This is a genomic window from uncultured Desulfosarcina sp. (assembly GCF_963664155.2).
In the GTDB taxonomy this organism is placed as follows: Bacteria; Desulfobacterota; Desulfobacteria; order Desulfobacterales; family Desulfosarcinaceae; genus Desulfosarcina.
In genome coordinates this window covers 667,281-682,819 of sequence record NZ_CAXXXH010000001.1, presented here as the reverse complement: position 1 = coordinate 682,819, position 15,539 = coordinate 667,281, and the positions used below count along the sequence as shown (strand labels likewise).

Here is a 15,539-nt window from a genome sequence, read left to right as displayed (position 1 = left end):
TTCATCATTTCGTTTTCATTTTAATTTGAATAACTTTTCGATCAGCTGGGATTTCATGATATCCCCTTCTATTTTCAGCTTGCCCGAGGTGTACGCCTGCATGGGCGGCAACTGGCCGTTCATCATTTTCAGAAAGTCCTCGTCGGCGATCTTCAGGGTGCAGGTGGGGCTGTCATGGAGGCCGGCGGCCACCGTACAGGTCCCCTCCTTGATGGTGCAATGCCATTCCCCGGCGCCGGCGATGGCGTACTGGAACACGACGTTCACCCCGGCTCCCGCTTCGGCCACGAAGGCGCCGGGCATGGCGTCGAAGACTGCCGGCACCGACGAAAACCCTTTCGATTCCTTGACCGGGGATTTCGCCGCCGGTGCCTGGAAAGCCATCAACGCGTCGCCCACCTGGGCATTGAGGTCGTGGTAGATCTTGGCGCCGGTCAGATCCGAGATGGCTTCCAGGTTGGCCATCACCGTTTCGGGGGTGGGAAGCTGATCGTCTTTGGCCAGGACCTTGCCCGGCCCGGTGACCACCGCCGCCCGGTTGAAAAAGCCCATGCCGGCATTGTAGATGTTGCCGCTTACCGGGCATCGGTCCGAGCACAGGTAGAGCACCAGCGGGGCGACGAATTCGGGTTTGGATTTGGCAAACATTTCCGGCGGCATTACGTCTTCGGTGAGCCGGGAGGCGGCGATGGGGGCCACCGTGTTCACCCTGATGCCGTATTTTTCGCCTTCCAGCTTCAAGGTGTTCATCAGGCCCACCAGGCCCATTTTAGCCGCCGCGTAGTTGGTCTGGCCGAAGTTGCCGTACAGTCCGGCTGCCGAGGTGGTCATGATGAGGCGTCCGTATCCCTTTTCCTTCATCACGGCAAAGGCGGGCCGGGTGACGTTGTAGGCCCCCTTGAGGTGGACATCCAGCACCGCCTGCCAGGCTTCCGGTGTCATTTTCACGAAACTCTTGTCCCGCAGAATACCGGCGTTGTTGATCAGAATATCCACGGTGCCGAAGGCGTCCAGGGCGGTCTTGATGATGTTGGCGCCCCCGTCGGCCGTGGCCACGCTGTCATAGTTGGCCACGGCCTCCCCGCCCGCAGCCCGGATTTCTTCGACGACCTGATCCGCCGGCGAGGATGAACCTCCGCCGGCCCCGTCCCGGCTGCCGCCCAGGTCGTTGACCACTACCCGGGCGCCCCGCCGGGCCAGGGCTAAGGCATAGACCCTGCCCAGGCCCGCACCGGCGCCGGTGACTACCGCAACTCGGTTGTCAAAGCGAATCTCATCTCTGGGAATGTCACCGTATTCGAATTCGCCGTTGTCGATGACCACCTGGCCGTTCTCGGCATTGACGGTGCGCCAGACCGCCTTGCCGTCGGCGGTCTTCCAGATCAGGGTCCTGATGGGAACGCCAGGGTAGAGGGTCTTGGAAAAACGGCAGGCGAGCCGGCGGACCCGCTCGGGTTGACCCGGCACCAGAGAGGCCATCAGGGCCCGGCAGGCAAACCCGTGGGTGCACAGGCCGTGCATGATGGGCATGTCGAATCCGGCCATCCTGGCGAATTCCGGGTCCACATGCAGATGGAAGATGTCACCGGAGAGCCGGTAGAGAAGCGGCTGATCCGGGGAGGGGGCTGCTTCCACAATAAAATCGGGGTCTCGGTCCGGAAAGTCCACCGGGCTTTTTTTGCGGTCCTTGCCGCCGAAGCCGCCGTCAAGGCGCCCGAAGACGGTAATGACGTTGGTGAACAGCTTCTTCCCGCTGGAGTGGACGGTTTCGCTTTCGGCGACGATGAGCGCACCCTTCTCCTTGCCTTTGTCAAAGTAGTCCACGATTCTGCCCGTGGTGATCAGGGTGCCTTCGGGGGGGATGGGGTTGTGGAAAATCAGTTCCTGCTCCCCGTGGAGGATGCCCGCCAGGTTTACGTTGGAGGCGATGGCTGCCTGTGACAGGAAGTCGAAGATCATCGCGATGGAAAAGCTGGGGATAACTTTCAGGTCTTTTTCATAGCAGTAGTCCAGTTCGGAAAACCCCGCACCGACGCCGAGTGCATACAGGACTGCATCCTTCCAGGTGTAATCCCGCTTCATGGGGCCGATGAGTTTACCGATGGCATCCATGTTTAGCGCCATGGTGGTTCCTCCTTGCATGGTTGGGTGAGTATGACAGTCAGTGGCGACCCGTGACAGCCGTTTTCAGGCTTTTGACGGCCTTTCGGGTAATGGTTGCAGCCGTTGATTTTATTGACGAATTTCGGGAATTGTCGATCCACCGTCGCCAGCTCCGCCCGTAAAAGCCGGAATCAGTAAAAACTTCAGGGTCTCCTTGACCACATCCAGGTAAGCGGTTTTGTCCACGCCCAGGATGGGTCGGAAGAAGCTCTCGCCGGAAATAAAGTTGAGCACGGAATTCCATAGGGTCATGATGCGCGCCTTGGCCTGGGGGGTGACATGCCGCTTATCGGTGGCCAGGCCCATGGCGATGGCGATGTTGGCGATGTGACCGGCCACTTTTTCGTCCAGGCTCACTTCGTTTTTTGATTTGCTGAAATAACCCAGGAGCAGCAGGTTCGACACTTCGGGTGTATCGTGAAGATAGTCGCACATGACGTCGATGGCGATGCCGAGGCGGTCGGCCAGACTCCTGCCTCTGGCCTGTCGTTCGATGATCTTGAACTGCGTTTCGATTCCCTCGTTGAGGTCGATGATCACCGCCTCGTAAAGGTCGGCCTTTTCTCCCCAGTGGTAGTACAAGGTGGAGATGTCGATGCCTACCGCCTTGGCGATCATGCGGGTGGTGGTGCCCTGGAATCCGTATTCGCCGAACAGCCGCCGGGCGGCAGTCAATATCCTGGCCTTGTTGGAGTCCGGATTTTTTCTGGCTTTTTCGAGGGGGGATGGCATGGGGCTATCGGGCTCCCGGACGTTTGGAAAGGGGTGACAAAATCGTCCCAACTAATGTTTCCATCATTTGATGGATCATTAAGCAAGACGCTATCAAATGTCAACGACTTTTTCTTTCAAAAAATGGAACTTGTTGGCCAATGGCTTTACTTTTTTACCAAGGGACTTATAATGCAGCCACCGTAATATTGATGCAAGGAGAGATACATGATCGACCAGAACGACGTTCCCAAAGATCTGATGGGCTCTTTCAAGCGGGTTTCGCGGCGGATTCCCGTGGATCTGAGAAAAGATGAAGAGCTGATTAAAACGGTGGTGGACTATCTGCAGCTGGGTGGCGAGAAACTGGCCCGCCAAGCGGTTGAGGCCGCCAAGCAGACCCATGAACTGGAAGTGGCCCAGAAAAGGAAAAAGGCCAGGGAAGAAGCGCTTATCCGAGCTGCCGAGGCTCGGCTGGCCGCAACCGATGAAGCCTCCGATAAAAAAGAGAGTGACTTCGAGGATAACGATGATGATGATGACGACGACGATATGAAGGACTTTTGACCCGCGAGACTGAAACTGTCGCGCCATTTCCCACGTATCCATTTAAAGCACTTTCCCTGTTCCGGTATGATACCCGCCTGATCCCAAACGGCCGGGTTCGCAGCCGTCGCCGAGCCGCCGCTCCATGGGGCATAACTTTTCCAGGTCACCGATGGTTACCGTATTCCATTCCCTCAACCAGGAACAGGCTAACACGTTCAGCCTGGTGCTGAATGCCTCAGGAATCGGCAATCGGGTGACCCGGTCAAGCGATGGCTTCCGCATTGATGTGCCGGAACCCTATGTCGATTCGGCCCGGGATGTCATTGGTCGCTATCAGGCTGAAAACCCCGCTACCGAACCGGATGCATCGGTATCCCGCAGACATCCGACATTCAACCACTTTTCCGGAATTGCCATAGCGCTTCTGCTGTTTTCCATTCACCTGGCCGTATGGGCCAGTTCCGCACCTGAGGATTATCTTGATGTTTTCGGTGCCAATGCACGCCGCATCGTGGACGGCGAGGTGTACCGGTGTGCCACCGCCCTCGTGTTGCATGCCGATGCCGCCCATGTTGCCGGAAACATGGCTGGGATGATACTTTTCGGTGGAGCCGTTTGCGGGGTTACCGGCTCTGGTGTCGGGTGGCTGATGATACTGGCCAGCGGAATTTTTGGCAATCTGATGAATGCATTTGCATATGAAACCGGGCATCTGTCCGTGGGCGCATCCACAGCCGTTTTCGGTGCCGTGGGCATCCTGTGTGCTTTTCAGGCGGTGAACGCCGCTAAAACCGGTAAGGGCTGGAAACGAACGGCCCTGGTATTTGGCAGTGGTGTGGCGCTGCTGGTCTTTTTAGGAACCAGTGCCCGAAGCGACCTGGCAGCCCATTTGTTCGGATTTTTTAGTGGTGCTCTGATGGGGGGCGCCTATCGGCTGTGGATGGGGTCCCCGCTGGGAAGCAAAGGGCAGGTGCTGTGCGGCGTCCTAGCCGCATTGACCCTCCTGCTGTCCTGGATACGTGGGGTGATGAACTAATGCCCAGCCAGGAATAGCATCGTGGGAGCCTTAATCTGCGTTTTCGGATGCTTGAAATCCTCACCGTAGCGCTGCTGCGCCTCCGGTTTCAATTATCCTGTGGCCTTGATCCGAACGCCCACCCTACCATTTCAGGTCGGACGTTATGACTATTGGTATTGGGCTCTGTTTGTGTGGGGATTGTATTTGCCGCGGTCAAAATATTCCGAGGCTACAGCGGGTAAGGGGTAAGGCTTTCAACGCCGGTTTCGGTGACCAGCAGGGTCTGTTCAAACTGGGCCGAAAGGGATCCATCCCTGGTAACCGCCGTCCACCCGTCGTCAAGGACAAGCAGTTCTTTATTCCCTAAATTTATCATGGGTTCGATGGTGAACACCATGCCTGGCACCAGCCGCACGCCTGACCCCGGTTTGCCGTAATGGGGGATCTGGGGGGCTTCGTGAAAATCGACGCCCACGCCATGGCCGACAAATTCCCGGACGACCGAACACCCCTGTCCTTCAGCGTATGACTGGATCGCATATCCGATATCGCCGACGGTATTGCCCGGCTTCACCACGGCCATGCCCTCGGCCAGGCACTGCCTGGAGACATTGACTATCTTTTGGGCGTCGGCACCGGGGGTACCTACGAAAAAAGTCTTGCTGGCATCGGCGTAATAGCTGTCCAGGATGGAAGTGACATCCACATTGACGATGTCGCCATCTTTGAAGATCCGATTTCCGGGAATTCCATGGCAGATCACTTCGTTGATGCTTACGCACACACTTTTGGGAAAGCCCCGATAATTCAACGGAGCGGGAATCGCACCGTGCCGGATGGTAAACTCGTGAACCATGGTGTTGATTTCATCGGTGGTCACCCCCGGCTGAATGTGGGGGGCCACCAGATCCAGGGTGTCGATAACCAGTCGGCCGGCCCGCCGTATGCCTTCGATCTGTTCGGGTGTTTTGATTCGGATTCGGTGTTTTTTAGCGTATTGCCGGTCCGATGTCTGCTCCGATGAAGGATTGTTGAGACAGCAACGCTTGTATTTTTTCCCGCTGCCGCAGGGGCAGAGGGCATTTCGGCTGATTTTCCCGGAATCACTTCTGTTTTTCACGATTGACATCCTCTTTTTTGCCGCCGGATCCGATGGTTGGGGTATTGACGCCATTTTGTATGAATATGTATCGGAATCGGTCCGTGGCTGTCAAACCCTAATGTCGGTAGCCACTCATGATCAGGGAAGATGAAAACCGGTGCGAACCCCATATTCAACCTATTGTTGGAAGAGCAGGGCGGTCTGCCAGCGAAAGTCCACAACGAAGCGTGTGACCGGTATTCGTATCAATAAAAAAAGGCGGCCGATTTGGCCGCCTTTTTTCAAGGAAGAGGAGCGGAGAGGAGTATAGTGCAACAGTTTTTGCACTTAATAATATTATCGGTCCCTGCTCTGAAAACTTTAACATTTTTTTTCATGGGTGAACGGGTTTGTCTGTTTGAGAACCGGTAACGCTTGTGTTATTAACCGCCAAAGCGGTCGGTTGCCCCGCTCTCTGCGGCCGGACCCAGGGCAAAAATTTTTTAACTGGGTGGCTATTATGGCTGTCAAACCATTTTGCTCGTGACAGGAGGCGAAGGATGGGTAAGTCGGAAAATGAATGGGATCAACGCGTTTTGTGCAGTGACGGCAACTGCATCGGCATTATCGGTGCCGACGGCCGTTGCAAGGTGTGCGGCATGCCTTACGACGGCGAACTGGCTTCACCGGTGACCGACGCCCATACGGCTGATGAGGACGCGGACGGATCGCCTGCGGAGCAGCCGATGACGGAAGCGGACGCACGTATCGACGACGATCCGGCGGACGAATCAGACGGATCCGATGATTCCTGGAACAATCGAACCCTGTGTGCCGATGAAAGCTGCATCGGCGTCATCGGACCCGACGGCCGCTGCAAAGAGTGCGGAAAACCCTATATCGGATGACAGCCATGAATCCCCGTCAAACAGTAGACATCGTCCTGGCCGATGCGTTGGATACCGTTTCGGATTTCATCCACCAGGTGACCGGTGTGGAACCGACACCGGCGGAGATCGCCGATGCCCTGACGCGCTATTTCGTGATGAAGGAAATCAAAGACCACATTGTCATGCTGCGGGAAGGACCGACGGAGAGCTGAACCATTGGGGGGGGTACGTGCGTCGCAATTACTCCAGTGGTTTTCGCCCTTATGCTTCAGATCGATGAATTGAACGGTTCCCCGTTCGCTGATAAACGAAGTGAGCAGCCAGCTGACGGCGCTGATGAAAAGTGCTCCCAGCAGGGCGGAACCAAAGCCATCTACCTCGAAGCCGCGGATGACGCCGGATGCCATCATCAGCAGGATGGCATTGATGGCAAAGGTGAACAGCCCCAATGTCAGAATATTCAGGGGAAGGGTGAGCAGCAACAGGATGGGACGGAAAAAGGCATTCAGGATACCCAGTACGGCGGCGGCCAGGATGGCTGAGGGAAACCCGGATACACGGATGCCATCGATCATATATGCCGCCATGAAAATGGCAACCGTCAAGCACAGCCACCGGACGACGATGCCTTTCATGGCGCTTCTTTCACAAAGGGGATTAGCATGCCGATAACAACTGCATTCAGTTGATCTTGTCGCGCAATTTTCCTGAACATTTAAAGGTGACCACCCGTCGCTCGTCCAGCATCATTTCGTCACCCGTGGCCGGGTTTCTTCCTTTGCGCTGCTTTTTGTCCTTTACGCAGAATTTTCCGAAACCACTGACCAGAACGTTTTCCCCGGTAGACAGGGATGCTTTGATGATCTCAAGAAGGGTTTCAACTGTCTCGGTAGCTTTGATTTTAGTGAGTCCGGTTTGATCTTGAATATTTTCTACAATTTGAGCTTTTGTCAGACTCATGCTGCTTGCTCCCCTCTAAATTTATGTTACCCATTTCCAGTTCGAGTCGATTGATGCTGCATCCGGCAGCGACGTTTGTTGCTAACCATCTAAATTGTAAATGATATTTGCTGCTGTTACGGTTAACTTGATGTCAGGAGTTCGCCCATTTGTCAAGAAAATATAGAAAATTAAGTACTTGTGGCAAAGTGGGCCAAGGATGCGATTCAACGAAAAACAATTTAACTATCAGAAATAATTATAATAAAATACAATACCAGAAAAAATGGCGGGGTGGGCGACATTCGGTCTGGCAGGATCGATGACCGGTGACGGCCCATGGCAGGCATCGCTTTGAAAATGTGATGGATTTTAGCCGGTCTCACCGCGCTAAATGGATCAAATCCCGTGATGGCGGCAACCCGGATATGAGGAAGATGGTACGGGGTCGCGGCCAGTATCAGCCATACCTTCGTATTTATGAATAGGTGCACTTAGTTTTCCGATCTGAAAAAAGTTGCTGAAGGGGTGTAACCTTTATTGCGCAGCAGCGTTATTGGTTTATTGTGAACGACTACGACGGTTTTTACAGGAAGAATAAAAACAGTCTATTTGCCTATCTGTTGCGGATGACCGGCAATTATCACCTGGCCTGTGATCTGGTCCAGGAGAGTTTCGCCCGCTATCTGTCACACTATAAGGACAGCATTGCCAGCCGCCCGCTGCTGTATACCATAGCCCGTAACGCGGCACTGGACACGATTCGCAAACAGACACGTGAATCGTTGGATGCAGGCGATCTCGAAGACTCGTGTAAAAATCCGGAACAGCAGATGATGGACCGGCAGGCGTTTGAGCATATGCTGGCGGCTATCAAAAAATTGTCCCGACCGGATCGGGAATTGATTTCCCTGATTGCCACCGGGGACCTATCCTACCGGGAGATTGGCAACGTATTGAACATCAGCGCGTCCACCATAAAGGTTAAGGTGCATCGGGCGCGCAGGAAGTTGAGAGAAATCTTGGCTTCAGGAGGTGAATGATGGACTATCTTGCAAGCATGTATATCGACAATGAACTGGATCTCGATGAAAAAGTTTTGTTTGTTGACAAGATTCATTCGGATCCACCTTTTTACCAGGAGACCTGTTCGCTTCTGCACCAGGAAAAGCTGTTGCGGATGCCGCCGGACACATCGACGCTTCCCACCCGAGCGCCGGTGTCGGCAGTGACCGGACTTTGGTTCGGGAAAATACTGCAGCCAATAATCTATGCGGCCGTCGGTTTTGCCGCAGCCGGACTGCTGTGGTTCAACCAGGCGACGACCTGCGCGCCCGCGCAGTGTTTCAACCGGTTCGTCATCTATGAACCGTCCGCCCATCAGGTGGAATTGGCCGGATCATTTACCGGCTGGCAGCGAACACCAATGGAACCTATCGGAAACAGCGGGTATTGGGCGCTTCAGCTTCACGTACCGTCCGGTGAGCACCGTTTTGCCTATATCCTCGACGGCTCCAGGCAGATGGCGGACCCTACCCTGCCCGTGCGTGAAAAGGATGATTATGGCGGGGAGAATTCCATTTTGAACGTGGAGGATCGGGTGTGATGCAACGATTGCTATGTGCCCTATTTATAGGATCCCTTTTATACGGTTGCGGGACCCACTACTATCGGACCGATGGAAGCAACACGACCCTGATCCTCATAAAGCCGGAGGCAGAACAGGTGATACTGGCCTGTTCCCTGGATGGATTTAGCCCCCGACCGGCCAAAAAGGTTGCCGGGTATTGGGAGGTGACGCTACCGGCAAATGAGAGTTTTAAATATTTTTATCGGGTGGACGGCGAACTTTTTCTACCCGACTGTCCGATGAAGGAAAATGATGATTTCGGTTCCAAAACATGTATCTATGACCCCCAGATGTAACTTTTCCCGATTATGAACGTTGTGAGGATAAACATGCTGTTTCAAAAAGGAGGGTTGACCATGAAGAACCTTTATTTGTCGATTGTTGTCTTTATTATCCTCACCTCGCTGGGCTATGCCTCAGACGAAACGGATCTTCCCGCACACGTCCGGGATCAGATCGAAACACAGACCCGGGAAATGAGCGCCGCAGGTGTGCCGGCCGCCGCTGCCCGCAACATGCTCACGGCGATGCACCACCACCGCTTCAGGGCTGAAAACATTCTCCGGGCCCAGCAGGTGGTGATGAACTGCGCCAAGGAGGGACTCCCGACGGAGCCGGTGATGAGCAAAGCCATGGAAGGAATGGCCAAACAGGCGCAAGCGCAAAGCGTAGTCTCAGCCATGGAGGCGGTGAGCAGCCGCCAGGCATTCGGATTTCATATGGCCAGGACCCTCTCCAATGATGAGAAATCAGCAGATAGCATGGCCAAGATGATCGCCGACAGCATGGCGGCAGGAATGAAACCCGAGGATATGGAAACGGTGGTGGCGCAACTTCAGGTCCAAAATCGCCAGCATACACGAAATAAGGCGGAGAACGACGAGCTGGTTAAACAGACCATGCAGACCGTTCGCACCATGGTACGATTGGGTGTCCCGCCTTCAGATGTGTCCGATACCCTGTGCCAGGCATTGCGGAATCAATACACCCATCAGGAAATGGAGCAACTGCGTCACCAGATCGCCAAACAGGCCCACCAAACATCGCCTCAGCAAATTGCCAGCCGACATGCCGGTGCCATCGGCAAGGGAGGTAACGCAGGTATTTCAGGTTCTGCTGGATCGGGCAGCGGCGGCGGTGGATCGGGCAGCGGTGGCGGTGGATCGGGCAGCGGCGGCGGTGGATCGGGCAGCGGCGGCGGTGGATCGGGCAGCGGTGGCGGTGGATCAGGCAGCGGTGGCGGTGGATCAAAATAGGACTTAATCCGTCCACTCATTCGGATCCGGTTCCTCCCGTCCGTCAAGCCGTTGATGCCACCACCCGTCGGTCAACATCTGGGCCGCTGGGGATTGATCGTTTTATGCCGTTGAGCAGATAATTTTATCCGGAAGGAGCCTTGATCAACTGCGTTTCAACGGTCCGCTGTGGTTTGCCCGATTATTTTTTGGGACAGAACATCGCTTCGTTCAGCCATTCGCCGTGGGTTTGATCGGAGGTCACAGCATCAGGTCCGTGATGAAAGCGGAGAGTTGATTCAGGTTGCGGCAGGGCCAGACCTCATTGCAGATGGCCTGATAGGTTCGCATTTCGCTGTCGCCTGAGTACCAGAACTGTTCCGTTTCCGGGTTGAGCCAGATCAGGCGGCGGCAGCGGCTGCGGATTTCCTCCACTATCCGGACTTCGGGGTTGGCGTAGTTGGAGCGGCCGTCGCCGATGACGATGACCGTGGTTTTCTTGTTGACGGCGTCCATGTGAAGGCGGCGAAACTGGCGCAGCATCAACCCGTAATCCGTGGAGGCGCTGTAATCGATGCCGGCTTCGGTGAGCACTTTTTCAATGGCCCGGTCCACGGTGTGGTTTTCGAAAAAACGGGTCACCTCGACCACTTCGGCCACAAAGACGAAGCTTCTGACCCGGTCGAAACATTCCTGCAGCGAGTAGAGCATGTTGAGCATGAACCGGGCCGACGACCAGACCGAACCGGAGATGTCGCAAAGGACGACAAGCCGCGTTTTACGCGGGGGCTTTTTCCTGAAGACGATCTCCACCGGCACCCCCTGGTATCGGGCGGCCCGCCGCAGGGTCTTTTTCACATCCAGTATGCCCCGGCTTCTGGCCGCATATCGCAGGCCCGCCGTGTCCTTCAGTTTTCTCACCAGGCGGGCGATGGTCTCGCGCAGCCGGATAACCTCGGACGGGGAAAGGGCGTTGAAGGCAAGATCCCCTATCCCCTTTTTGCGGTCGTCACCGGTCGGCTGCTTGCGGATCAGGGGCGTGTCCGGCACCTCCTCACGGGTGAGCAGGTTGCGGGCGACGGCCATCCGCCGTTTCAGGTGCCGCTGAACCTGCTGGCGGGTTTCCCAGTGAATCTCATCCCGATGGTCGGCCAGAAAACGATCCACCAGCTCGGCTGCACGATCCAGGGCACGCAGCACCGGAAATCGGCGCACCAGCGCACCCAGGTTGCTTCCCGGTCCCTGGCGCCGGCTGTCACCTTCGGTCTGGATTTCCCGGAGCAGCTGCAGATAGGCCGACGGATCACCGGCAATGAAATCGGAAATGGCTGCCAGTTCGGGATGGTCACCGGCGACCGCTTTGAGGCTGTCCCGGATGGCGTCGCTGTGGATTGCCAGGGAACCGGCGTCAGCCACGTCCTCATTGACCTGGAGTTCATGAAAAAAGAGATGATAAAGGTGGTCGAAACGATGCTGCTCCCGCCGGCTCTTGGCGAAATTAGCCCGCAGGACGGCGTTCACCTGCTTTTCATCCAGCAGGTCCACCAGGGGGATCTGGGCCAGGCAATCCAGTACCTCGGCGGTGGAAATCCGCAGGTCCGCGGCCCGGGCGCAGGCAGCGAATTGTAAAATCAAGTTGACCATTGTTGACGGATTCGTAAAAAGCCCGAAACCTGCGTTACGCTTCATCCCTCGTCACTGCGGCGTACGACCAGTACGCCTCATTCCTCTGGATTCGCAAGCCTTGATCTCGGGCTTTTTACGAATCCGTCTGAGCTGAAGGATATCCACTTTTTTAAAAGCCAATCCCTTTTGTCTGCGGGTGTCGATTAACCGAAGTTGACGACCTGCCTGGCCTGATCCCGGACCTGGCGGGCGTCTTCCCTGTGCTTGCAGATGACGTTCAGGGTGTCGGCCACTGCCTGAGGGGAGAGGGTCTCCACCTGAAGGGCGATCAGGGCATGGGCCCAGTCCAGGGTTTCGGAAATACTGGGGATTTTTTTCAGATCCATGCAGCGGATGCGGGCCATGGCGTCCACCATCTGGCGGGCCAGGCCGCCGGCAATGCCGGGAACTTTTTTGCGGACGATGGCCAATTCCGTCTGCACGTCCGGGTAGTCGATATACAGATGCAGGCAGCGGCGCTTGAGGGCGTCGCTCATATCCCGATAGCTGTTGGAGGTGAGCACCACGAAGGGAATATGGACGGCTTTCAAGGTGCCCAGTTCGGGAATGGTGACCTGGTGGTCGCTGAGCACCTCCAGCAGAAAGGCTTCGAACTCCGGATCGGATTTGTCGACCTCATCCACCAGGAGCACCACCGGCGCATCGGACCGGATGGCTTTCAGCAGGGGGCGCGGCAGCATGAACCGCTCGGAGAAGAAGGCATCTTCCTGGCCGGCGATGCACTCCACCGCGTCGGGGAGGTTGGCGGCACCGGACACCACCTCGCCGATTTTGTCCTTGACGATCTGGGTATAGAGCAGCTGCTTGGCGTATTCCCATTCATACAGGGCCTTGGCTTCGTCCAGCCCCTCGTAGCACTGAAGGCGGATCATCTGCCGGCTGAGGCTGTGGGAAACGGCTTTGGCCAGTTCGGTTTTGCCCACCCCGGCAGGCCCCTCAACCAGGACCGGCTTTTGGGTGCAGGCGGCCAGAAATACAACCGTGGCAATTTCACGGGTACAGATGTATCCGGCCCTTTCCAGGGCGGTGAGGGTGTCAGCGACACTGGAAAAAGACATGGTTTCCCTTCTCCTTGTTGAGTGGGTGGAAAAAGCAGGTCACGGATCTGCTGCGGGTGGTCGCAGGTGTCAGGATGAGGCGGCCGGGCGTTTTTTGACCTTATAGATCATGTCAACGCGGTTTCTGGCGCCGTCTTCCAGCTTCAGCGATGAGGGCTGAAGCACTAAGCTTACCGTTGCCGTGCCGCCGGTGGTGATACCCTCAAGGGGGATTTTTTCGGTGTATATGGTCTGAATGTCCTGGAGCATAAGACTGCCGCCCACCACCTTGACACTGTCCGGCACCATGCGGACATCTTCCAGAATCAGTCCTTCGGCCAGCTTGCCGGTCCAGTCCGCCTGAACGGGAAGGGTCTTTTCAACCGGTATGTCCAAGTTGACCTCCAGGGCCTGGGGATCCACCTGTTTGAGCTGAATTCCCGGCGGCAGGGCGATGCTGTCCCGGGCGATGGGTACCTGATTCTTTCCGGCCACCGCGTTGGCCAGGTTGAGTTTTACCTTTACCTGGTCGGGACGAACGGATTTGATCAGGGTTCCCGAGCCGCTGAGCTGAAGCCTGACACTGCTGGCCGACGCGGAAAAAATCTCCATCTTGGGATCCCGATTCATGAATTCGACGGGAACTTCCAGGGTTACCAGGGTTTCGAGTCCCCGGGCAAAACTGAACCAGATGCCCGTGATGCTGGCCAGGCAGATCATGGCGGCAATACCCAGTTCGAGAGTCTGTCGTTTCAGGCCGTTGGAGGCGGTTGCCTCACCGGTGTGCTTGCGCAGCACCCGGTCCAGTTCGATGTTGTCGTTGATGGGGATGATCGACTCGTCCTTAAACACCGTGACGCGACCCCGTTCTTCGGAAACCACGATTACCACGGCATCGCTCTGTTCGGCCAACCCGACGGCGGCGCGATGCCGGGTGCCGAAATAGGAGGGCAGGTCGTTTCTTTTGGAGAGAGGAAGAATGGCAGCGACTTCCACGATTCGATCCCCCTGGACGATCGTGGCACCGTCATGCACTGGTGTACCGTGCCAGAAAATACTCAGCAGCATCTCCCGCGAGAGTTTGCCCTGCCAGGAAATACCGCTTTGCACCACCGTATCAATGCTTTTTTGGAGCGGCAGAACGATCAGTGCGCCCAGCTTGCGGCGGGCCAGCTCGTAGACGCTCTCCACGATGATGTCCACCGGGGTCTGGATCTGACGCTGGGGAATACCCCAGAAAAAGGATTTGAAGTCGCGGGTTTGCAACACACTGGTAATTTCGTTGCGAAAGACGATGATAACGATCAGGGCGGCGGCGGCGATGATACCCTGCATGGCCCAGCTGGTGACGATCAGGCCCATGTTCACCGCCAACCGTTCCAGCGTCCAGAGCATGGCAATGGCCCCGATCATCCGGATCACATTGGTACCCCGAAACAGCACATAAAGCCTGAACAGGATATAGCTGTTGAGCAGGATATCGACGACGTCCTGCCAGCGCAGCCCGGTATGAAATTGAATCAACGGCTCCATAGGGGTCAGTCCGTTATACTGAAGCGCAGGGTGCGCATCAATTTGTCGTTTTCATCGGTAACCTCAACCCGCCAGGGTCCCTTGTCCGATTCCCTGAGCTGTACGCTGGTGAACGAAGACCATTTAGGCGGGTTGAGGGTCAACCGTTTTTCGGTGATCAGGTTGTCATTCTGATACCATTTATGTTGAATGTAAGTTTTTTCGGGAACCGGGTCGAATTCCGTGAAGCAGGATACCCGGCCCAATTCTATGGAAAAAACAACGGCCGGGTTGGCTGGCGCGTATTCCGCGATGCTCTCGCACATGACTGCTCTGACCAGTGTCAGTTTATTGGAAGCCTTTGCGTCCTGGCTCCACAACGCCTTCGGAGAGACAACCACCACGGCCAGGAAAAAGACCCAGCTCAATTTTCGGATTGTATTCTTCATAGCGTCCACAGTAGCGCAATCGCTTTTTTTTTCAAGAAGAAAACAGGACCAGCCGCGGATTGCACGAAATATCCCATGGGCTTCGTCAGGCAGATGCAAAGCGCTTCGAAGCAACCGAATGGGTATGGGTGTGTTCAACGAGAGATCTTTCAATTGAAGATTCCCCGCGGTAAGCCGCGGGGAATCTTTTGCCGGTAACGGCAGTGCTGCGCAACACCGTAAGGATGAAAATCGATTCCCCGATCGCTCGCTAACCCCGCTGCAAGCCGCGGGGAATTCGCTCGCTATCGGGGTTCAAAGAACTGAAAGGGGTGCTCGGGGTTGGCTGCCGGGGGTGGAGCGGCAGAAAGGGGTGGAGGTGCTGTGGGAAATGGATCCGGGACAGATAGACGGCTCCAGTGTCATAAGGGCTTTCTTTTGCGGAGCAGTTCAGCCAGAGACCGCTGGATCAGTATCTGTTCGATAGATTCCTTATCCCGCATTTTTCGAAGTGTATCTGCCTCCAACAGCCACCCGAAACCCAGATCGTCGAAAAAGACGATTTCCTTTTTTTTATCCATGGCCAGCGCTCCTTTAAATGGAAAAAGCGAGTTGGTGCACCTGGGCGATAGGCGAATCGCCGTTGGCGACCATTGTGGT

At 55.9% G+C, this 15,539-nt stretch carries 17 protein-coding genes; 7 read left to right on the top strand and 10 right to left on the bottom strand.

Going from position 1 to position 15,539, the window contains the following annotated elements; all coding sequences use genetic code 11:
• Positions 1–15: 15 nt before the first annotated feature.
• Both ACHZBS_RS03090 and ACHZBS_RS03085 read right to left on the bottom strand, forming a co-directional pair.
• Positions 16–2,124 (bottom strand): SDR family NAD(P)-dependent oxidoreductase, encoded by a 2,109-nt coding sequence (locus tag ACHZBS_RS03090; protein ID WP_319405068.1) that lies wholly within the window; start codon positions 2,122–2,124, stop codon positions 16–18.
• Between the two features lie 108 nt (positions 2,125–2,232).
• Positions 2,233–2,895: a TetR/AcrR family transcriptional regulator gene (locus ACHZBS_RS03085; protein WP_319405067.1), complete on the bottom strand. Its 663-nt coding sequence runs from the start codon at positions 2,893–2,895 to the stop codon at positions 2,233–2,235.
• 207 nt (positions 2,896–3,102) lie between these two features.
• On the opposite strand from ACHZBS_RS03085, the gene ACHZBS_RS03080 reads away from it, so the two are divergent.
• The gene (locus ACHZBS_RS03080; RefSeq protein ID WP_319405066.1) at positions 3,103–3,441 is read left to right on the top strand and encodes a hypothetical protein; all 339 of its coding nucleotides are present in this window, start codon (positions 3,103–3,105) and stop codon (positions 3,439–3,441) included.
• Between the two features lie 151 nt (positions 3,442–3,592).
• Positions 3,593–4,459, top strand: coding sequence for a rhomboid family intramembrane serine protease (locus ACHZBS_RS03075; RefSeq protein WP_319405065.1), 867 nt, complete (start codon positions 3,593–3,595; stop codon positions 4,457–4,459).
• Between the two features lie 211 nt (positions 4,460–4,670).
• On the opposite strand, the gene map is transcribed toward ACHZBS_RS03075, so the two are convergent.
• On the bottom strand, positions 4,671–5,570 hold the full coding sequence (gene map, locus ACHZBS_RS03070; RefSeq protein WP_394707961.1) for a type I methionyl aminopeptidase: 900 nt from the start codon (positions 5,568–5,570) through the stop codon (positions 4,671–4,673).
• A gap of 512 nt (positions 5,571–6,082) precedes the next feature.
• Between map and ACHZBS_RS03065 the strand changes: the two genes are divergently transcribed.
• On the top strand, positions 6,083–6,430 hold the full coding sequence (locus ACHZBS_RS03065; RefSeq protein WP_319405063.1) for a hypothetical protein: 348 nt from the start codon (positions 6,083–6,085) through the stop codon (positions 6,428–6,430).
• Here ACHZBS_RS03065 and ACHZBS_RS03060 read toward each other — a convergent pair.
• Both ACHZBS_RS03060 and ACHZBS_RS03055 read right to left on the bottom strand, forming a co-directional pair.
• Positions 6,418–7,047 carry a phage holin family protein gene (locus tag ACHZBS_RS03060; protein ID WP_319405062.1) on the bottom strand — a complete coding sequence of 210 codons (630 nt, stop codon included), beginning with the start codon at positions 7,045–7,047 and terminating at the stop codon, positions 6,418–6,420. The two genes, ACHZBS_RS03065 and ACHZBS_RS03060, sit on opposite strands and share 13 nt — an antisense overlap.
• A 46-nt stretch (positions 7,048–7,093) precedes the next feature.
• Complete coding sequence (locus tag ACHZBS_RS03055; protein ID WP_319405061.1) at positions 7,094–7,372, bottom strand: integration host factor subunit alpha; 279 nt, start codon at positions 7,370–7,372, stop codon at positions 7,094–7,096.
• A gap of 545 nt (positions 7,373–7,917) precedes the next feature.
• Here ACHZBS_RS03055 and ACHZBS_RS03050 point away from each other — a divergent pair.
• The 4 genes from ACHZBS_RS03050 to ACHZBS_RS03035 are packed head-to-tail and all read left to right on the top strand — an operon-like array spanning position 7,918 to position 10,237.
• Positions 7,918–8,394 (top strand): RNA polymerase sigma factor, encoded by a 477-nt coding sequence (locus ACHZBS_RS03050; RefSeq protein ID WP_319405060.1) that lies wholly within the window; start codon positions 7,918–7,920, stop codon positions 8,392–8,394.
• Positions 8,391–8,957 carry a glycogen-binding domain-containing protein gene (locus ACHZBS_RS03045; RefSeq protein WP_319405059.1) on the top strand — a complete coding sequence of 189 codons (567 nt, stop codon included), beginning with the start codon at positions 8,391–8,393 and terminating at the stop codon, positions 8,955–8,957. The genes ACHZBS_RS03050 and ACHZBS_RS03045 overlap by 4 nt, the downstream gene beginning before the upstream one ends.
• Positions 8,957–9,277 (top strand): hypothetical protein, encoded by a 321-nt coding sequence (locus ACHZBS_RS03040; protein WP_319405058.1) that lies wholly within the window; start codon positions 8,957–8,959, stop codon positions 9,275–9,277. Before ACHZBS_RS03045 ends, ACHZBS_RS03040 begins: the two co-directional genes overlap by 1 nt.
• A gap of 60 nt (positions 9,278–9,337) precedes the next feature.
• Positions 9,338–10,237, top strand: coding sequence for a hypothetical protein (locus tag ACHZBS_RS03035; RefSeq protein ID WP_319405057.1), 900 nt, complete (start codon positions 9,338–9,340; stop codon positions 10,235–10,237).
• A 240-nt stretch (positions 10,238–10,477) separates the two neighbouring features.
• Here the strand turns inward: ACHZBS_RS03035 and ACHZBS_RS03030 are convergent, their stop codons facing one another.
• The 5 genes from ACHZBS_RS03030 to ACHZBS_RS03010 form a co-directional block, all read right to left on the bottom strand.
• Positions 10,478–11,905, bottom strand: coding sequence for a VWA domain-containing protein (locus tag ACHZBS_RS03030; RefSeq protein ID WP_319405056.1), 1,428 nt, complete (start codon positions 11,903–11,905; stop codon positions 10,478–10,480).
• 140 nt (positions 11,906–12,045) lie between these two features.
• A complete protein-coding gene (locus ACHZBS_RS03025; RefSeq protein WP_319405054.1) occupies positions 12,046–12,960 on the bottom strand; it encodes a MoxR family ATPase in 915 nt (304 codons plus the stop codon).
• Between the two features lie 69 nt (positions 12,961–13,029).
• Positions 13,030–14,472 (bottom strand): diadenylate cyclase, encoded by a 1,443-nt coding sequence (locus tag ACHZBS_RS03020; RefSeq protein ID WP_319405053.1) that lies wholly within the window; start codon positions 14,470–14,472, stop codon positions 13,030–13,032.
• A gap of 5 nt (positions 14,473–14,477) precedes the next feature.
• Positions 14,478–14,900 (bottom strand): DUF2914 domain-containing protein, encoded by a 423-nt coding sequence (locus ACHZBS_RS03015; RefSeq protein ID WP_319405052.1) that lies wholly within the window; start codon positions 14,898–14,900, stop codon positions 14,478–14,480.
• A gap of 401 nt (positions 14,901–15,301) precedes the next feature.
• Complete coding sequence (locus tag ACHZBS_RS03010) at positions 15,302–15,460, bottom strand: hypothetical protein (RefSeq protein ID WP_319405051.1); 159 nt, start codon at positions 15,458–15,460, stop codon at positions 15,302–15,304.
• Between the last annotated feature and the right edge of the window lie 79 nt (positions 15,461–15,539).